This window comes from Staphylococcus piscifermentans (assembly GCF_900186985.1).
In the GTDB taxonomy this organism is placed as follows: Bacteria; Bacillota; Bacilli; order Staphylococcales; family Staphylococcaceae; genus Staphylococcus; species Staphylococcus piscifermentans.
The window spans coordinates 2,548,932-2,568,246 of the sequence record NZ_LT906447.1 but is presented as its reverse complement, the minus strand read 5'-3'; the positions used below and the strand labels follow the sequence as shown (position 1 = coordinate 2,568,246).

At 37.4% G+C, this 19,315-nt stretch carries 16 protein-coding genes and 1 riboswitch; of the genes, 12 read left to right on the top strand and 4 right to left on the bottom strand.

Going from position 1 to position 19,315, the window contains the following annotated elements:
- Positions 1-108 precede the first annotated feature (108 nt).
- Both CKV71_RS12095 and CKV71_RS12090 read right to left on the bottom strand, forming a co-directional pair.
- On the bottom strand, positions 109-774 hold the full coding sequence (locus CKV71_RS12095) for a hypothetical protein (RefSeq protein ID WP_095107101.1): 666 nt from the start codon (positions 772-774) through the stop codon (positions 109-111).
- A gap of 108 nt (positions 775-882) precedes the next feature.
- Positions 883-1,263: a general stress protein gene (locus CKV71_RS12090; RefSeq protein WP_095107099.1), complete on the bottom strand. Its 381-nt coding sequence runs from the start codon at positions 1,261-1,263 to the stop codon at positions 883-885.
- 239 nt (positions 1,264-1,502) lie between these two features.
- A riboswitch (purine riboswitch) is annotated at positions 1,503-1,604 on the top strand.
- A 395-nt stretch (positions 1,605-1,999) separates the two neighbouring features.
- Here CKV71_RS12090 and xpt point away from each other — a divergent pair.
- From xpt to CKV71_RS12065, 5 genes are all read left to right on the top strand, one after another.
- Complete coding sequence (xpt, locus tag CKV71_RS12085; RefSeq protein WP_095107097.1) at positions 2,000-2,578, top strand: xanthine phosphoribosyltransferase; 579 nt, start codon at positions 2,000-2,002, stop codon at positions 2,576-2,578.
- 1 nt (position 2,579) lies between these two features.
- Complete coding sequence (pbuX, locus tag CKV71_RS12080; RefSeq protein WP_095107095.1) at positions 2,580-3,848, top strand: xanthine permease PbuX; 1,269 nt, start codon at positions 2,580-2,582, stop codon at positions 3,846-3,848.
- Positions 3,849-3,881: 33 nt separating this feature from the next.
- Positions 3,882-5,348, top strand: a complete 1,467-nt coding sequence (guaB, locus tag CKV71_RS12075) for an IMP dehydrogenase (protein ID WP_095107093.1) — start codon at positions 3,882-3,884, stop codon at positions 5,346-5,348.
- A 16-nt stretch (positions 5,349-5,364) separates the two neighbouring features.
- Positions 5,365-6,906 (top strand): glutamine-hydrolyzing GMP synthase, encoded by a 1,542-nt coding sequence (gene guaA / locus CKV71_RS12070; RefSeq protein ID WP_047132259.1) that lies wholly within the window; start codon positions 5,365-5,367, stop codon positions 6,904-6,906.
- Positions 6,907-7,180: 274 nt separating this feature from the next.
- Entirely contained in the window at positions 7,181-8,227 is a 1,047-nt protein-coding gene (locus CKV71_RS12065) for a PTS sugar transporter subunit IIC (protein ID WP_095107091.1), read from the top strand.
- Positions 8,228-8,377: 150 nt separating this feature from the next.
- Here the strand turns inward: CKV71_RS12065 and CKV71_RS12060 are convergent, their stop codons facing one another.
- Positions 8,378-8,782 (bottom strand): NUDIX hydrolase, encoded by a 405-nt coding sequence (locus CKV71_RS12060; protein ID WP_095107088.1) that lies wholly within the window; start codon positions 8,780-8,782, stop codon positions 8,378-8,380.
- A 159-nt stretch (positions 8,783-8,941) separates the two neighbouring features.
- Here CKV71_RS12060 and CKV71_RS12055 point away from each other — a divergent pair, with 159 nt between their 5' ends.
- The 3 genes from CKV71_RS12055 to CKV71_RS12045 all read left to right on the top strand — a co-directional run bounded on the left by CKV71_RS12055 (position 8,942) and on the right by CKV71_RS12045 (position 12,069).
- Positions 8,942-9,415: a complement inhibitor SCIN family protein gene (locus CKV71_RS12055; protein ID WP_095107086.1), complete on the top strand. Its 474-nt coding sequence runs from the start codon at positions 8,942-8,944 to the stop codon at positions 9,413-9,415.
- 331 nt (positions 9,416-9,746) lie between these two features.
- A complete protein-coding gene (locus CKV71_RS12050; RefSeq protein ID WP_095107084.1) occupies positions 9,747-10,022 on the top strand; it encodes an AbrB family transcriptional regulator in 276 nt (91 codons plus the stop codon).
- Positions 10,023-10,170: 148 nt separating this feature from the next.
- Positions 10,171-12,069, top strand: a complete 1,899-nt coding sequence (locus CKV71_RS12045) for a DUF5776 domain-containing protein (RefSeq protein WP_095107082.1) — start codon at positions 10,171-10,173, stop codon at positions 12,067-12,069.
- Positions 12,070-12,119: 50 nt separating this feature from the next.
- Here CKV71_RS12045 and abc-f read toward each other — a convergent pair whose 3' ends face one another.
- Positions 12,120-13,706, bottom strand: coding sequence for a ribosomal protection-like ABC-F family protein (gene abc-f, locus CKV71_RS12040; RefSeq protein ID WP_167376377.1), 1,587 nt, complete (start codon positions 13,704-13,706; stop codon positions 12,120-12,122).
- Positions 13,707-14,018: 312 nt separating this feature from the next.
- On the opposite strand from abc-f, the gene CKV71_RS12035 reads away from it, so the two are divergent.
- The 4 genes from CKV71_RS12035 (at position 14,019) to cobA (ending at position 19,295) form a co-directional block, all read left to right on the top strand.
- Positions 14,019-14,744: a phosphoadenylyl-sulfate reductase gene (locus CKV71_RS12035; RefSeq protein ID WP_095107079.1), complete on the top strand. Its 726-nt coding sequence runs from the start codon at positions 14,019-14,021 to the stop codon at positions 14,742-14,744.
- 162 nt (positions 14,745-14,906) lie between these two features.
- Positions 14,907-16,757: an assimilatory sulfite reductase (NADPH) flavoprotein subunit gene (locus CKV71_RS12030; RefSeq protein WP_095107076.1), complete on the top strand. Its 1,851-nt coding sequence runs from the start codon at positions 14,907-14,909 to the stop codon at positions 16,755-16,757.
- Positions 16,758-16,780: 23 nt separating this feature from the next.
- On the top strand, positions 16,781-18,490 hold the full coding sequence (gene cysI / locus CKV71_RS12025; protein ID WP_095107072.1) for an assimilatory sulfite reductase (NADPH) hemoprotein subunit: 1,710 nt from the start codon (positions 16,781-16,783) through the stop codon (positions 18,488-18,490).
- 28 nt (positions 18,491-18,518) lie between these two features.
- Positions 18,519-19,295: a uroporphyrinogen-III C-methyltransferase gene (gene cobA, locus CKV71_RS12020; RefSeq protein ID WP_095107069.1), complete on the top strand. Its 777-nt coding sequence runs from the start codon at positions 18,519-18,521 to the stop codon at positions 19,293-19,295.
- Positions 19,296-19,315 lie beyond the last annotated feature (20 nt).

The window sequence follows — 19,315 nt, the reverse complement described above, 5'->3', positions numbered from 1 at the left end:
TCCTTTCACTTCTATATTGTTTTAGTGAGACGTCTGTCTTCCGGCACACAAACGTCAGTCTAACCTCTATGCTAGTTTACCGTGATTGCTGCAAGATTTCAAGTTGTCTCAGGATTTTCGCAAGTCCATTTCTTCTAACAGAGGATACACTCTTTTTCGTGAAAGGTGATTCGCAAAAACATATTTTAAGATATAACATGACTTTACACTCGTAGCATAAATATCTTTCGTTAGAGGAATTCGAGTGTGCAAGAATAAATTTAATGGGACAGGCGGTGCTTCTTTTTCAAGCCCTGGACGCTTATAATCAATCTCAGTTTGTTCTTCAAAGCCGTGATCATTTAAAAATCGGTGACGTTTAAAGAGTAGGTCAGCGTCTTTCTCGTCCATAGAATCAGGTAACGGCAAGGCTTCCATCATAAAGAAATTTACTTCGCGATTATGAACACGTTCAGCCAGATGGTCCAATTCATTTTGAACTTGTGCGAGTGTGTCGGTTAAATATTGTTCACGTTCAGGTGTATCTACAGCTACGAGATAAATAATAAAGGCAGCATTGGTAGTGGCTTCATAATGAGCAGTTGCTAAACTCACAACTTTTCCTTTATCTAAACCTACTAAAAAGACATAATCATTTTTAGTCCTTTTATTCTCAAGAGATTGTTTGAAGACGTGGTGTTGTTGCATGACGTTGCCGAATTGGTAAGTATCATATAAGTTTAAGGCAGCTTCATATAACGGATCAGATGTTTGTTTTACTAGTTTAAATTCCATAAATTTTGCCCTCCCGCATTTTTCTTTTCATTATAGCATAGCGGAAATAATGATTAAGAAATAAAAAAATCGGCAGAAATACTGCCGATTTCATCACTCAACTAAGTATTAAATTTCATATTCTTTCTCAGGCTTTTTTTCATCGTGTTCTGCTTTGAACTCTTTTCTGCTGTGAGGATGTTTACCAGCTAAAATAATGATATTGCCATTTAAGATTTCACGTTTGCATACTTTTCTTTCTGTATCAGTTAAATCATAGTGTCCAAGTACGGCTTCTTCTCCATCCTCTCCAGTAAGGAGGCGGGCTACTCGGTCACTGAATGTACCGCTTGTTGATTGTACTTTCATATCTGTACTTTCAACGCTGTCAATGTGCAATTTGTTTTTGCTGATAACCGATAGCTCGTCTTTTGTGTAACCTTCATCTAATTTGCGTTTTAATGCGTCGAAAATCTCATCTTGTGATGTAAGAATAAGAATGTCTGCCATAGTAAAGCTCCCCCTCCGAAATGATTACTAATATAAAACTATTTACCCTATCTGATAATAATGTAAACGGTTCAATTATTATGGTACGTCTAATTCCAGAAGTTTTCAAGAAGATAAAGTTGAAAATTCTGAATAATAAAGGCGTCTATCGTATTTGCTTACAATGAAAATAGAATTTCTAGAAAATAAGAATATCTCTTTAAGGAATATTGAAAAATAGCGTCAAAATGTGGTATTATCAGTAAATAATTTAACTAACTCATATAATCTAGAGAATCAGGCTTTAGAAGTTTCTACCATGTCGCCTTAACGACATGACTATGAGTCACTTAAACAATACAACACAATGGTGCATTTTAGAAATACGGGAAGTGCGTGCAGGGCAGAGATTTATATGTGAGGACTATTTGGGGAAATGGGACATATACTTCATTGCTTGCAAGATAACATATTTCTATTTGCGAAATGGGAACATTCTAGCTTCTCAAATCATCATCTTTCATATTTTTGCTTTGGCACCTAGCTATAAGGGGTTTTTGGCTAGAGCTGATATGAAACAACAGCCTCAGCAGCTGTTAATTTATATGGAGAGACAAAGTCGGTTATCATTTTCATAACCTCCTTATTCCAAGCAAATAATAAAATGATATGTATTGCTTATGCCACTCATAGATCCTGAAACTAAGTTAGTAGTTTGGGATTTTTTTTATACACAAATTGAGGAGGGTGTTTTTACGTGGAAGCGTTGAGACAGAAAGTTAAAGAAGATGGTGTAGTCATCGGAGAAAAGATTTTGAAAGTTGACGGTTTTTTAAATCATCAAATTGATGCACAGCTTATGTATGAAATCGGAGAAACATTTTATGACCAGTTTAAAGATCAAAAGGTGACTAAAATTCTAACTGTAGAAGCCTCAGGTATTGCACCTGCAATTATGGTTGCTTACAAATTCGGAGTGCCTTGCTTATTTGCGAAAAAAGCAAAACCTAACACTTTGAATAAAGGTTTCTATCAAACAGATATTCATTCCTTTACGAAAAATAAAACAAACAGTGTCATTATTTCGGAAGAATTCTTAGATGAAAATGACCGTGTCTTGATTATCGATGATTTCTTAGCGAATGGAGATGCATCCCTTGGGTTGAACCGTTTAGTTCATCAAGCAGGCGCAGAAACAGTCGGTATCGGTATTGTAGTAGAAAAAAGTTTCCAACAAGGCCGTACAAGATTAGAAGAAGCTGGCTTAAAAGTATCTTCTTTATGTGAAGTAGCTTCTCTTGCGGGTAATAAAGTGACTTTGGTCGGAGAAGAATAATATGAAGAATTTCATTTTAAGTCTACAACATTTACTTGCCATGTATGCAGGTGCTATACTTGTTCCAATTATCGTCGGGACAAGCCTCAAATTCACCCCAGAAGAAATTGCTTATTTAGTCACAGCAGATATCTTCATGTGCGGGGTCGCAACATTTTTAGAAGCAAACAAGATTACAGGTACAGGCTTGCCGATTGTCTTAGGTTGTACCTTCACGGCGGTTGCACCGATGATATTAATAGGACAGACCAAAGGATTGGGCGTACTTTACGGCTCCTTGTTCCTTTCGGGTATCCTAGTGGTCTTAATCGCCCCTATCTTCTCATACGTAGTAAAGTTCTTTCCGCCTGTTGTTACAGGTAGTGTTGTCACAATTATCGGAATTAATTTAATGCCTGTAGCCATGAACTATGTTGCTGGAGGCCAAGGTGCTAAAGACTATGGGGATATGAAAAATATTATCTTAGGCTTTTCCACTTTACTGATCATCTTAGTTTTACAGCGCTTTACACGTGGATTTTTGAAATCTATTGCCATACTGCTCGGACTTATTGCAGGTACTTGTTTAGCAGGAGTATTCGGTATTGTAGATTTAAATCAAATCGGTACAGCGCATTGGTTTGAATTACCAAGACCTTTCCGCTTCTCTGGCTTCGGTTTCGACATAGGCGCTACCCTCGTATTCTTTATTGTTGCACTTGTCAGCTTGATTGAGTCAACTGGAGTCTACACAGCATTAAGTAAAATCACTGGCAGAGAATTGAATCGTAAAGATTATCGCAGAGGTTACACTGCCGAAGGTCTTGCGATTATCTTAGGTTCAATCTTCAACGCCTTTCCATACACTGCTTATTCTCAAAATGTCGGTTTGGTTTCCCTCTCTGGCGTGAAAAAGAATAATGTCATCTATGGAATGGTCATACTGCTCTTAATTTGCGGATGTATTCCGAAATTAGGTGCTTTAGCCAACGTCATACCACTTCCTGTACTTGGAGGCGCAATGATTGCGATGTTTGGAATGGTAATGGCTTATGGTGTAAGTATCTTAGGCGGTATCGACTTCAAGAACCAAAACAATTTATTAATAATTGCAGTATCAGTAGGACTCGGCACAGGCATCAGCGCTGTTCCTGAAGCATTTAAAGCAATGGGAGAGCAGTTTGCTTGGTTAACTCAAAATGGAATTGTACTCGGTGCAATTTCAGCAATTATTCTTAATTTCTTTTTTAACGGTATAAAGTATCAACAAAATGAGGAAAATGTGAAATAATGTAATTAATAAAATAAATGGAGGCTGTATTCAATGTGGGAAAATAAATTTGCTAAAGAATCTTTGACGTTCGATGATGTACTATTAATTCCAGCGGAGTCTAACGTATTACCGAAGGAAGTTGATTTAAGTGTTGAATTATCAGACAGAATCAAATTAAACATTCCAGTAGTCTCAGCAGGTATGGATACTGTTACTGAATCAAAAATGGCAATTGCAATGGCAAGACAAGGCGGTCTAGGTGTCGTTCATAAAAATATGAACATCGAAGACCAAGCGGATGAAGTACAAAAAGTAAAACGTTCTGAAAATGGCGTTATTTCTAATCCATTCTTCTTAACTCCAGATGAAAAAGTTTACGAAGCAGAAGCGTTAATGGGTAAATACCGTATTTCTGGTGTACCTATCGTAGATAACAAAGAAGACCGCAACTTAGTTGGTATTCTCACTAACCGTGACCTACGTTTTATTGAAGATTTCTCAATTAAAATTTCAGATGTCATGACGAAAGAAGACTTAATTACAGCTCCAGTAGGCACAACTTTAGATGAAGCAGAATCAATTTTACAAACACATAAAATCGAAAAATTACCATTAGTTGAAAATGGCAAATTAAAAGGACTTATCACTATTAAAGATATTGAAAAAGTTCATGAATATCCATTTGCAGCGAAAGATTCATTAGGTCGTTTATTATGTGCAGCAGCAATTGGTATTTCTAAAGATACTGATATCCGTGCTGAAAAATTAGTTGAAGCAGGCGTAGATGCATTAGTTATTGATACAGCACACGGTCACTCACAAGGTGTAATTGACCAAGTTAAACACATCAAAACAACTTATCCTGAAGTTACAGTGATTGCAGGAAATGTTGCAACAGGCGAAGCGACTAAAGCATTGTTTGAAGCGGGGGCAGATGTCGTTAAAGTAGGTATCGGTCCTGGTTCAATCTGTACAACACGTATCGTTGCAGGTGTAGGTGTACCTCAAATTACTGCAGTTTACGATTGCGCAACTGAAGCACGTAAACAAGGTAAAGCAATTATCGCTGACGGCGGAATTAAATTCTCTGGTGATATTGTGAAAGCATTAGCAGCCGGCGGACATGCAGTAATGTTAGGCAGCTTGCTTGCAGGTACTGAAGAAAGCCCAGGAGAAACTGAAATCTTCCAAGGCAGACAATATAAAACTTATCGCGGAATGGGATCATTAGGTGCTATGGAAAGTGGTTCAAATGACCGTTATTTCCAAGAAGATAAAGTACCTAAAAAATATGTTCCAGAAGGTATTGAAGGCCGTATTGCTTATAAAGGTTTATTACAAGACAACATCTATCAATTGATGGGTGGCGTGAGAAGCGGTATGGGTTACACAGGTTCTCACAACTTGAAAGAATTACGTGAAGAAGCAATGTTTACTCGTATGGGACCAGCTGGTTTAGCAGAAAGCCATCCGCATAACATCCAAATTACAAAAGAATCACCAAACTACTCAAGATAAAAGGAGAACAAGATTTATGGAAATGGCGAAAGAACAAGAGTTAATTCTTGTATTAGACTTCGGTAGCCAATACAACCAATTAATTACACGTCGTATTCGTGAAATGGGCGTATATAGTGAGTTGCATGATCACGAAATTTCTATTGAAGAAATTAAAAAGATGAATCCAAAAGGTATCATTTTGTCTGGTGGTCCTAACTCAGTATACGAAGAAGGCTCATACACAATCGACCCTGAAATTTATAATCTAGGCGTGCCTGTTCTTGGTATTTGCTACGGTATGCAATTAACGACTAAATTATTAGGCGGTAAAGTAGAACGTGCAAATGAAAGAGAATATGGTAAAGCTATCATCCATGCTAAAGCAGATGAATTATTCTTCGGATTACCTGAAGAACAAACAGTATGGATGAGCCATTCTGATAAAGTGATTGAAATTCCAGAAGGCTTTGAATCAATTGCAGATAGTCCAAGTACGCCATATGCTGCAATTGAAGATAAAGAGCGTCGTATCTACGGTGTTCAATTCCATCCAGAAGTACGTCATACAGAATACGGTAACGATATTTTACGTAATTTCGTACGCCGTATCTGTGACTGTACTGGTGAATGGACTATGGAAAACTTCATCGATTTAGAAATCGAAAAAATTCGTGAGCAAGTCGGCGACCGTAAAGTATTATGTGCAATGAGCGGCGGTGTAGATTCATCAGTAGTTGCTGTATTATTGCATAAAGCAATCGGTGACCAATTGACTTGTATCTTCGTTGACCATGGTTTGTTACGTAAAGGCGAAGGCGACATGGTAATGGAACAATTTGGTGAAGGTTTCAACATGAATATTATTCGTGTAAATGCCAAAGATCGTTTCATGGATAAATTAAAAGGTGTTTCTGATCCAGAACAAAAACGTAAAATTATCGGTAACGAATTCGTTTATGTCTTTGATGATGAAGCATCTAAATTAAAAGGTGTAGACTTCCTTGCACAAGGTACGCTTTACACTGACGTAATCGAATCAGGTACTAAAACTGCACAAACAATTAAATCTCACCACAACGTAGGTGGATTACCTGAAGACATGCAGTTTGAATTAATCGAACCTATCAATACTTTATTCAAAGATGAAGTGCGCGCTTTAGGTATTGAATTAGGTATTCCTGAGCACTTGGTTTGGAGACAACCGTTCCCAGGTCCAGGACTTGGTATCCGTGTACTAGGTGAAATTACTGAAGAAAAATTAGAAATCGTTCGCGAATCAGATGCGATTCTACGCGAAGTGATTCGTGAAGAAGGACTAGAACGTGAAATTTGGCAATACTTCACAGTATTACCAGGTATGCGTTCAGTAGGTGTTATGGGTGACTATCGTACTTATGATTATACGATTGGTATCCGTGCCGTAACTTCTATCGATGGTATGACAAGTGACTTTGCGCGTATCGATTGGGAAGTATTACAAAAAATCTCAAGTCGTATTGTAAACGAAGTTGATCATGTAAACCGCGTTGTTTATGATGTAACTTCTAAGCCGCCAAGTACCATAGAATGGGAATAATGATATAACTGATATATGAGGCTAGAAACGTTGATATAATGCGTTTTCTAGCCTCTTTTTTGATTATCAGCGGTTGTGTGACTACGTATTATAGACGTCTAAGTTATGGGTAGATTATTCATGTCATGGATTTTTGAGAATCTTTTTTTGAAACAATATCAGCCTAAAATCGTAATTACAATTTAGAAAATTCAAATTAAACAAAAAATTCATTGCAATTTTCCTTAAAAAAAGATAAAGTTGAGTCACTATACTTTTTAAGGAGCTGTGTAAAATAGATATTATAATTGGTACTGGCTTATTATTACTCATCTTAGTCTTTTTCACGTTATTTACATATTATGCACCAGATGGCCGTGCAGTAATGGGGGCTTTGGCTACTGCAGCAATTGCGACATTTTTAGTTGAAGCGCTTCAGGGATATGTTTTGGGAGATATCTTACATATTGAATTTTTGAAAAAAACAGGGAAATTAGCAGGGACATTAAGTGGTGTTATTGTAGGTTTTCTAGTCGCTTTATCTAGAAAAATAAACACACAAAATTCAGCTTTGCTTGCTGTATCATTTGCAGGAATCGGGTTAATTCCAGCATTATTCGGAGCTTATCTCATGACATTTGTTATTCGATTGATAGAAAAGAAAATTACAAATGGATTAGACTTTATCATAGTTGTGATTTTCTGTATCCCATTAGCGCGTCTATTAGGAGTAGGTTTTACCCCGTTAGTTGATGGGTCGTTGCTGAAAATCGGGGGTATCATTGATGCAGCGATGGCAGCAAGTCCATTGCTTATGGGCTTAATACTTGGCGGTATTATCACAGTAGTAGGTACTTCACCGCTGAGTTCTATGGCACTTACAGCGATGTTAGGATTAACAGGTGCTCCGATGGCAGTTGCCGCTCTAACAGCATTTGCTTCCAGCTTTATGAATACAACTCTCTTGCATCGCCTGAAAATCGGTAATTTGAAATCTGTGATTTCTATTGCAATTGAACCTTTATCAAAAGCGGATTTAGTATCATCAAATCCTGTGCCGATATATGTTACAAACTTTATAGGCGGCGGACTTGCTGGAATGGTAATTGCTTATTCAGGTTTAATTAACGACGCACCAGGCACTGCAGCACCAACACCAGGTATATTGGTAATGTTTGGATTTAATCCTGCATTAGAAGTGTTGAAATATGCTGCGATTGCTGCAATAATCTGCTTTATTGTAGGTATCGTTATGTCATATTTATTTAGAAATTATCCTATTCGAAATAGTGAGGTTACAGGATATCAATCGAAAATAAATCCAGAACTAACAAAAGTATAAGAAATTTAAAACACAGTAATCTTCTTGGGGTTACTGTGTTTTAGTGTATAAACTTGAGAGTATATAATTAGTAATATTAGAGAATGATTTGCGAAGCAGAAAAATATAGAAAACAATATTTGATACTAGGAAAAGTTATTTATTGGGCATTTAAAATGAAATTAAAAAAGGTTTCTTTTCCTCAGAAAAGCACAAACGTATACGTTCAGTAAAATTTCCCCAGGTTACTTTTTCCATTACTTCTGCATAAGTGAAGAAACCGACTTCTAAACTTTCGTCACTTATTGTAAGTTGACCACTGATATATTTACCTTTAAACAAGTTGTTGATAATAGAATGCTCTGTATTTTGAAAAACACCGCAGAACTCAGTCAACTCAACGTCAACGCCTGATTCTTCTTTGACTTCGCGGATGACACCTTCTCGAATGGTTTCCCCGTTTTCAATTTGACCGCCAGGAATTTCCCAACCGCGCAAGGGGCTTTTAATTAATAAAATTTTGTCTTCGTCGTTTAATACAACACATGAAGCAGACACTATATGTTTTGGTGGCATTACAATTCTCCTTTCATTGTCGTTCTTCTATACCCGATGATTATAAGTTTATCTCATCTATTCTTTGAATAAAATAATTAAAATTTAATAATTAGTTAATTCAATAAAAGTTATTTCTGACTTACAATTTGAGTATGTAAATTAAAGGAGATAACAACGATGAATTTTAAACAATTTTTACTCTCAGGATTAGCAGTAGCTTTACTTGGATCAGCGGGAGCGAGCGTATTTTCAAATCAAGCTGAAGCTGCTTCTTATGGGGCGTATGAATTCCGTGACTATAATGTAACAGCCAAAGAAAACTTAAAGAACTTACTTAATGCAAGTTCATATTATAAAGCAATGGCGAAAGAATCTGGCGCAACGCTTTATCAAAACAAATTAAATCAAGCGATTTTCTTTGCTAAAAAACAACAAAATGCCTCAAATGATTCACAAGTTGTAACAGCGATTAATAAATTATCAGTTGTCTATAACGAAGTATTCCAAATCTACTTACAAACTGAAAAGGGTAGTTCAGATGTTCAAGGTAAAAAGACAGAGCTACAAAATTTAATTATTAAAGCAAACAGTTTGTTAACTGAAAGTAGTCATTCAATGAATCAAGACGAAGCACAATTGAAAAGACAGTAGAGCAAGCACAAGTTGTATTGAACCAAGCGCAACCAGGCTATGAATTAGTTAATGCGATTAGCTCAGTACAACAAGGCATTCATAATGTTGAGCAATACAAAGCATTTGTAAACTATCGTTAAAAATATAAAGATAAGCAGTCTTTCTAATGTACGTTTATGTATATTGGAAGGTTGCTTTTTTAATTCACACGAGTCACAAGTCTTTTGTTTTTAAAAGTGTCCAATTAGTAACATTAAATAATCTAATTTAATATATGCATCCCATTTGTATTTACCTATGTAAGTACTTGGAATACAATTATTTTATTATACAAAAGGAGTGTTTTTGAATGCCTCGATCTTTACACAATATTAATTTGACGTATAAACGTACTTTGGGAGTAGAGGATTTTAAAGTTTTAAGTTTAAGCAATCAAACTATGAAGCTTTCAGGTTTGAAAATAAGAGATAAAGTGGAAATTCAAAAAAGTAATGACGAGATTCTTATTAAGAAAAAAGAGAATAATATGGAAGATAGAATTGAAAAATTTTATCAAAACGGCGGTAAATACACTGAATTAGAAATTGATTTCGGAAGAACTATTGGACGTGAGATGGAGATATAATAGTTAAATAAATCCTATTGATTTAAAATTCAACAATACCTTTAATACTATTTTTAGCCCTCCTCCCTTTGTAAACATGAATTTTTATGTAGCGGGTAAAAAATAAATAAAATATTTCAGAAGACCATGCAGACGAGGAGGGACTGTTGTGACTAAAGATTTAGCAATCATCGTTCCAGTTTACAATAAAGAACTATTTTTAGATAAAACAATGCAATCAATTGATAACTTAGATCTCGATAAATCTCAGATAGAAGTAATTTTTGTAGATGATGCTTCTACTGATCAATCTTTAGAAAAGATAAAAACATATGAAAATGAATATAACTATGTGAGTGCAACACAATTAGAAGAAAATACAGGAAGCCCTGCAATGCCTCGCAACGTAGGAATAGACGCTTCTGATAGTAACTATATTATTTTTTTAGATGCAGACGATTGGTTGGATGCAGAAGGTTTCCCTAAACTGCTGCAACAAGCATTAGGCACACAAAATGATATTTTATTTGGACAAAGTTTACGACACAAAAATCATTCTGTGCGTAAAATTGCTCGCTTCTCTTCATACGAAACAGCATCTAACCTTATTCCTTATGAAATAGATAAAATATTCAGAGCAGTAGGCCCGCCCGGCAAAATTATAAAATCCTCCGTTATTAAAGAAAACGATATCCGTTTTGAATACATGAAGTATGGTGAAGATAAATTATTCTTCACTGAAGTGATTGCCAAATCGGAAACTGCAGGAATGAATGAAGCGACTGCCTATCACGTCAATCGTTATGGTGCGAATCGCTCATTAATCAGCGAAACAGATATCTTTGAAAAGACGACTTGCAACTTACAAATCTTGAAAAAATTATTTGAATTAGACATCCCTGAGACGGCACGCCACAATGCTATCAGCCGTATTATAGAGATGGACTATTTATCCCGCCTCTTTATCAATAAACGTTTCTTAAAAAGTGAGGATAAACAAGCCTTTTATGACGCTTTTGCGGAAATGGAAACGGTGTTAAAACACCATCATCTCAATATTAGAGATTATCTTACTGAAGATAAATATGAAAAAGTCTACCAATTACTTAATCATTCTGATAAAGAAAAAGTTGTGAAACTTATTAAAATTCTGGTTAAAGGTGAACGTGCACCACGTTATGTGTCAAACGGTTTAGTCCACTTTGCAGTGCCAGAGGAATTACAAGAAGTTGCCCCTCTCTCTGAAGATTTCTTTGCCGTGTACGGCGGTACGGAAGAAGCGGATGGCCAATTCTATGAGGTGGTTTATCTTTATAAACGCATGTCTGCCCAAATTAGTCGTGTGCAGTTGGTGAAGCTGGGGGACGAAGCGGTGACCAGAGATGTTGGATATCAGGTCAGGGGCGGAAGATTGCGTATTCCGACGAAAGAGTTGGAGGAAGTGAATTTCAACTTTAATATTCAAATCACCTATAATCACTATCGTCCATGCACAGTTAATATGAATTTGCCAAGTGCTAGCCAGCATCCTGCATTGAAGCGGCAACAATTTAAAGCTGAATTTGAAGATAAGCGTTATCAAAAAGCAGCCGATCAACCTCAATTTGTTGATACTACTAAGTATTATGATCAAAATCCAGGTAAAGTTTATGCGATTAAGCAATTTAAAGTGTATGGAGATGTGGAATTTCAAAAAGAGGCTGCACGCGAAATTGAGGTTGGTGAATTGTTTGCGGTGAAGGGAAATCAATATACAGAAAAAGGGACGCCACGTCTTATTTTGGAAGACGGTTCAGTTGTGACTGCAAATAAAAAGTTCGTCGCTGTTTTGGATGATACGGTGGCAGATCAATATTTAATAGAAGTTCCTGCAAGCGTACAAGTGCTGAAAGTTTGCAAGGCCTATAATGACCGTAACTTTAAAGAGGAAGCAGGTTCGAAGTTTGCGAAAGGCGATGTTGTAAATATCGATAAAATCGTTTTCTCTTCTAATGGCACGCCGCGTTTGAAGACAGATAAGGGGACATATATGACTGCTAACCGAGACTTTGTAAAGCCGATAACCTAATTTAAGATATTGAAAGAGGAACTGAGTTTAACTATCGGTTCCTCTTTGATTTATTCATTTAATTTTTCAAGTATCGTTCTTTTTTCTTTCAAATATTCTTGAAACTGGGCATCAAGTTCATCTGAGGGATTGAGACTCAAACGACTTAAGATGTCTGAAATACGATTTTCTATTAACATGAGTTGGTTACGTAATGCTGTTTTGTCTTCTGTAACTTCAGGCTGTTCTAGTGTTTTAACGAAATGATGATAGTCTTCATTAAACAACTTTAATTGTTGATCGGATAAATATAATATCTTATTAGTAACGTTCGCTAAAAATTCTCGATCATGAGATACAATAATACTTGTGCCTTCATAATCTTTTAAGAGCTGTTCTAAAGCTTCAATAGATTCAATATCTAATGAATTCGTGGGCTCATCTAATATCAATAAGTTAAAAGGACTTAAAATCAACTGGCATAAAGCAACTTTGACTTTTTCACCACCGCTTAACACTGCAATCTTCTTATAAACTGAATCTCTACGAAAATGCATACGTGCTAATACAGTTCGAATCAAAGTTTCGTCGTGTTCGCTATGCGCTTTGATGAAATTCAAAATATCTTTGTCTTCATCTAATTCGCTTAACTTCTGACTTAAATACCCAATGCGTAAACTTGGAGACAGTTTTAGACCTTCTTCATTTTCTACAACTGCTTTTAGGAACGTTGATTTACCTGAACCATTTGCTCCGACTAAGCCGATTTTATCGCCGCCGTTCATGTAAAAATAAGCATCTTTCCACAATGCTTTATTACCAATAGATTTTGAAAAATAATCTGCGTGAATCACCGATTTATTTCTCAACTTGTCTGCAAAAGGTAAACTTAATTGAATAGATTCAACACTTTCCGGACGTTGTTTTACCTCCAGTTGGTCCAACCGCTTCTGCATTGTTTTTGCATTTTGATCTAATTTTTTCTGTTTCCCTTGATAGTGATGCTTGAAGTTAGCTGCTTCATTCGCTCCAATTCCCTTAGGCACCTTTGTGGCTCCTTGCGCACGTTGTTGTTTAGACTGAATTGCTTGTTCCAGTTGCTTTTTCTTCTGCTCATATTGATGATAATCATCCCACGCTTGCTTTTCCAAATCCGCTTTTTGTGCAGCATAAGCATCATAACCGCCATTAAATACAGCAACTGTCTGATTATTGATTTCCCATATTGTTTGGCAAGTCCGCTTTAAGAACGTTCTATCATGCGAAATAATCACACACGCACCTGTAAACTGCTTGATTTCTGACTCTAAAGCTTCAATTGCTTCTACGTCCAAATGCGTTGTCGGTTCATCCGCAAATAAAATATCCGCATTTTTCTTTAAAGCTTCAGAAACATACTTCCGCATCATTTCGCCACCGCTCAAGTGACTGTTCCATTGAGTAAATTGCGGAATGTGTGCAATTATACCCTTGCGATTAACATGTCCGCTGTCAGGCTCAATCGCTCCGCTTAAAACTTTGAGTAAAGTCGATTTTCCGCTGCCGTTTCTGCCCACAATCCCGATACGTGCACGTGGTTGCACACTTAAATGTGAGACTTCAAATAAACAGCGGGCCCCTATACTCAATGAAATATGATTCGCTTCAATACTTCCCATGATCCCACCTCTTTCGTTCCTCATCATAACACAACCCTTCACCCGCTCTATTCATTTTTTGAAAAAAGAACTGGGAGAGTAGTCTTAAAAATAAAATTATATACTTCCCGGAGTCTGACCGGTCTCTAAAGAGGGGTAAATAAGTATAAAAAGAGATGAGATATTAATTTTGTAAATGTTCCGATAATTCATTGACATGAATAAAAGAACGCGGTATGATTTTTAACATAATTATTTTCAGACAATTCATACATCGTTACTGTTTGAATTGTAACTCGCAAAATTTATATAATATGAGGGGAGAGTATTTATTTGGATTCTAAAATCACTTATACAAACTTCGCCTCACACCCATTTGATTCATTAAATATCTTTGATGAAACGAAGGGTGCGTATCAAGTCTTGAAATGGGCTTATGATACCTATGGAGATGAAATTGTGTATGCATGCAGTTTCGGAGCTGAGGGCATTGTTTTAATTGATTTGATTTCACAAGTGAAGCCAGATGCACGCATTGTATTTCTCGATACAGGACTCCATTTTGAAGAAACTTATGATTTAATCGAACGCGTTAAAGCAAAGTATCCAGAACTGAACATTGAATTAAAGAAACCAGACTTAACTGTAGACGAACAAGCAGAACATTACGGCGACAATCTATGGCGCAGAGACCCTAATCAGTGTTGTTATATTCGTAAAGTGAAACCGTTAGAAGAAGTCTTGACAGGACAAACAGCCTGGGTTTCAGGACTTAGAAGAGAACAGTCTCCTACACGAGCAAACACAGACTTTTTAAATAAAGATGAACGTTTTCAATCTGTGAAAGTCTGTCCGTTAATCCATTGGACTTGGGATAATGTATGGGATTACATTAAATCTAATGATTTACCATACAATGCGCTTCACGATCAGAATTATCCGAGTATCGGCTGCGCACCATGTACATCGCCTGTAGCAGCAGGTGGAGATTCCAGAGAAGGCAGATGGTCGAACAATATGAAGACCGAATGCGGACTGCATGTAGGCCGTAAGTCTTAAAGTTAAGTCGCGGCAAAAAATTTTGTTGTTAATTCTTAGTAATCCTATTGGAATTAGACCGGCGTAATAGTGATAAGCGTTTAGGTTCCGTAAAATATATTTTTTTAAGCATAATTCCTACTAAAAAACTAAGAATAAATTGAATATATAGGGGGAAGAGACTTGAACTTATCATCAACAAACAGTCCGTTCAACGATGAACAGGCACAACTTATTAACCAAGCTTTATCAACCTTATCCAACGACCAGAAACTTTGGTTGAGCGGTTATTTGACAGCTAATATGCAAGGCAGTGAAGCCGGTGCAGTTCCAACGCCAGCAGCTGGAGCTGTACAAGTACCTGAAACACAAGGTGCACAAGCAGCACAACCGCAAGTCATCGAGCCTAGAAAAATCACAGTATTATTCGGCTCTGAGTCTGGTAATGCACAATGGGTGGCTGAACTATTAGAAAGCAAATTGAAAGAAAATGATTTCGATGTCACATTATCTGAAATGGATCAATATAAAACGAAAGAACTGAAAAAAGTAGAAGATTTATTGATTGTGACTTCCACACATGGCGAAGGGGATCCACCGGACAATGCAATTTCATTTTATGATTTCTTATATGGACGCAAAGCGCCTAACTTAGAAGGTGCACGCTTCTCCGTATTAGCACTCGGTGACCAATCTTATGAATTCTTCTGCCAAACAGGTAAAGATTTCGATGCACGCTTAGAAGAATTAGGGGCAGATCGTATCTTGCCGCGTGTAGACTGTGATATTGACTTTGAAGAATTAGCGAATGAATGGATTGACAATATCATCAACGAATTAGGTGACCAAGAGGTAAAGCAAGTCGTTCAAGATGCGCAAAGTGAACCGATTCAAAATGATATAGCTGCCCCTGTTTACTCACGTACGAACCCGTATGAAGCTGAAGTATTAGAAAATATTAATCTTACAGGACGCGGTTCTGACAAAGAAGTGCGCCATCTTGAACTTTCATTAGAAGGCTATGGCGAAGAATATGCGCCAGGAGATTCGATTAATATCTTACCTGAAAATGACCCAGAACTTGTTAGTGAATTAATCGAAATGCAAGATTGGGATTCTGAACAAGAAATTGAAGTCGATACCCAAGGTGGAACAATGACTTTATCAGATGCATTGACTTCTTATTTCGAAATTACCAAACTAACGAAACCATTGTTGGAAGGCGCAGCTCAAATTTTCGACAACGAAGAATTGATGGATCGTCTTTCAGATAATGAATGGGTGAAAGAATATATTTACGGCCGTGATTTGCTGGACTTATTGGATGACTTCCCGACTGAAGCATTACAACCTGATCAGTTACATCAATTCTTGAGAAAAATTCCGGCACGCAGCTATTCTATTTCTAGCAGTAACCAAGCAAATCCAGATGAAGTCCACATTACAGTTTGCGCGGTCCGCTATGAAGCACACGACCGTGAACGTTCAGGCGTCTGCAGTGTGCAATTAGCAGAAAGAGTAGAACCGGGCGATAAATTGAAAGTGTACTTGAAGAAAAACCCTAATTTCAAATTCCCATTTGATGAAACAACGTCTGTCATTATGATTGGACCAGGAACAGGTATTGCGCCTTTCCGTGCTGTTTTACAAGAGCGTGAAGAGTTGGATTTAACAGGCAAAACATGGTTATTCTTCGGAAATCCGCATTTTACAACGGATTTCTTATACCAAACTGAAATTCAAGAATGGCTGGATAGTGGCGTCTTGGAAAAAGTAGATTTGGCCTTCTCAAGAGACCAAGAAGAGAAACGTTATGTTCAACACTTGATTGATGAAAATAGCGAAGAATTCTATGACTGGTTAAGAAATGGCGCAGCTGTCTTTGTTTGCGGCGATGAAAAAAACATGGCCAAAGATGTACACCAAGCAATTGTCCATGTTTTAGAAAAAGAAGGCGGCTTGACTGAAGAAGAATCAGAAAATTATTTAGCAGAATTGAAAAAAGACAAACGCTATCAACGTGACGTTTATTAATATTCAAGGGGGGACAGTCCAAGATGGCGAAAAATGATAATGAGTTATACAAAGGCTTAGATGATTTAGAACGTATAAAAGGAGAAAGTAATTATCTGCGCGGCACTATCGTGGAAGGGTTGAATAACCCTGTCACAGGTGCCATTGCAGATGCGGATACTAAACTGTTGAAGTTCCACGGCAGCTACATGCAAGATGATCGAGACTTGCGCCAAGAACGTCGTAAGCAAAAATTAGAACCGCTTTACGCTTTCATGATTCGTGTACGAATTCCTGGAGGCAAAGTTTCAACAGACCAATGGTTGAAACTCGATGCACTAGCAGATAATTATGCGGGAGAACAAATTCGTTTAACAACACGACAAACATTACAATATCACGGCATCTTAAAACGTAATTTGAAGAAATCTATGCAGAGCATTCATGATGCTGTATTAGATTCGATTGCAGCTTGCGGCGACGTTACACGTAACGTGATGTGTAATCCGAATCCTTATCAGTCTGATATTTACGCAGAAGTCAATCGCGCAGCAGACAGTATCAGTGAACATTTATTGCCGAAAACAACGGCTTACCATGAAATCTGGCTAGATGGCGAGAAGATTGTAGATACTAAAAAAGAAGACCATGAACCGATGTACGGCAAAACTTACTTACCACGTAAATTTAAAATCGGCATTGCAGTACCACCTTCAAACGATATCGATGTGTATTCACAAGATATCGGTTTAATCGGTATCGTAGAGAACGACGAATTGATTGGCTATAACGTCTCTGTCGGCGGCGGTATGGGAATGAAACATGATGATTTGAGAACTTATCCTCAAGTCGGCAAAGTGATTGGTTTTATCCCTAAAGATAAAGCAGAAGAAGTTTGTGAAAAAATCTTAACTATCCAACGTGACTACGGCGACCGTTCAGATCGTGCACAAGCTCGATTTAAATACACAGTTGACCGTAAAGGTCTAGATTGGATCAAGCAAGAATTGAATGACCGTTTAGGATGGGAGTTAGAAGAAGCGAAACCGTTTGAATTTGAAGATAACGGAGATCGTTTAGGTTGGACAGAAGGTTCAGGCAAACATCATTACACACTTTTCATTCAAAATGGCCGTATCAAAGACACTGAAGATTACAAGTTGAAATCCGCAATTAAAGCCTTAGCGGAAGTTCATAAAGGTGACTTCAGAATGACACCGAACCAGAATTTGATTATTGCTAACGTAGATGAAAAGGATAAACCAGAAATTCAACAGATTATTGATGAGTATGGTTTAACAGATGGCAAGAATTACAGCGGTTTACGCCGTAACTCTATGGCGTGTGTGGCCTTCCCGACTTGCGGACTTGCCATGGCTGAATCAGAACGCTATCTACCTTCATTAGTTAGTAAAATTGAAGATTTATTAGATGAATTCGGGTTAAGCGAAGAAGAAATTACAATTCGTATGACGGGCTGTCCAAATGGATGTGCGCGTCCGGCTTTAGCTGAAATTTCATTTATCGGTAAAGCACCAGGCAAATATAATTTCTACCTAGGCGGCAGTTTTAAAGGCGACCGTTTGAACAAATTATATAAAGAAAATATTGCAGAAAAAGAAATCCTAGAAAGTCTGCGTCCTATTTTGGAACAATATAGTAAAGAACGCGAACAAGGCGAACATTTCGGTGACTTCGTAGTACGCAAAGGTATTGTAGATAAAGTAACAGATGGACGCGATTTCCGCGGTTAATTTTTAAAAAAACAAACGGGGTGATCAGATGGGAAAAGTATATATAGTTGGAGCAGGCCCGGGCGATCCGGATTTAATCACCGTCAAGGGCATGAAAGCCATTGAGAGTGCAGATGTGATTCTATATGATCGCCTTGTTAATAAAACATTATTAGAATACGCCAAACCTAACACGAGATTTATTTATTGCGGCAAGGATCCGAATGGACCTTCCATCCCTCAATCAGAAATCAATCATTTATTGGTCAGCTTAGCAAGTAAAGGACATACCGTCACTCGTCTTAAAGGCGGAGATCCTTTCTTGTTCGGCAGAGGGGCAGAAGAAGCAGAAGTATTGGCAGACCATCATTTGCCATTTGAAATTGTACCAGGCATTACTTCCGGTATTGCAGCACCTGCTTATGCTGGGATACCTGTGACGCATCGCGATTACAGTTCTTCTGTAGCGTTTGTAACAGGCGTCAATAAATCACAAACCTTTAAACAAGACTATTGGAAACATTTAGCACGCGGTCCTGAAACTTTGTGTATTTACATGGGGGTCAGCCGTTTGCCTGAAATCAGCCGTTTACTGATTGAAAATGGCAGAGCTGCAGATACACCCGCAGCATTGGTTTATCAAGGTACATCTGATGTGCAACAAACTGCGATTGGAACTTTGGAAACCATCGTAGAAGACGCCAAAGATTTTAAAAATCCTTCGATGATTATCGTGGGGGAAGTTGTACGTATGAACAGTAAAATCAACTGGTTCCAAGAATATGCACAGCATCAGCAAGAAACAGAAGCAGCAGTGCAATCGTAATAAGTTGATGTAGGTTGAAC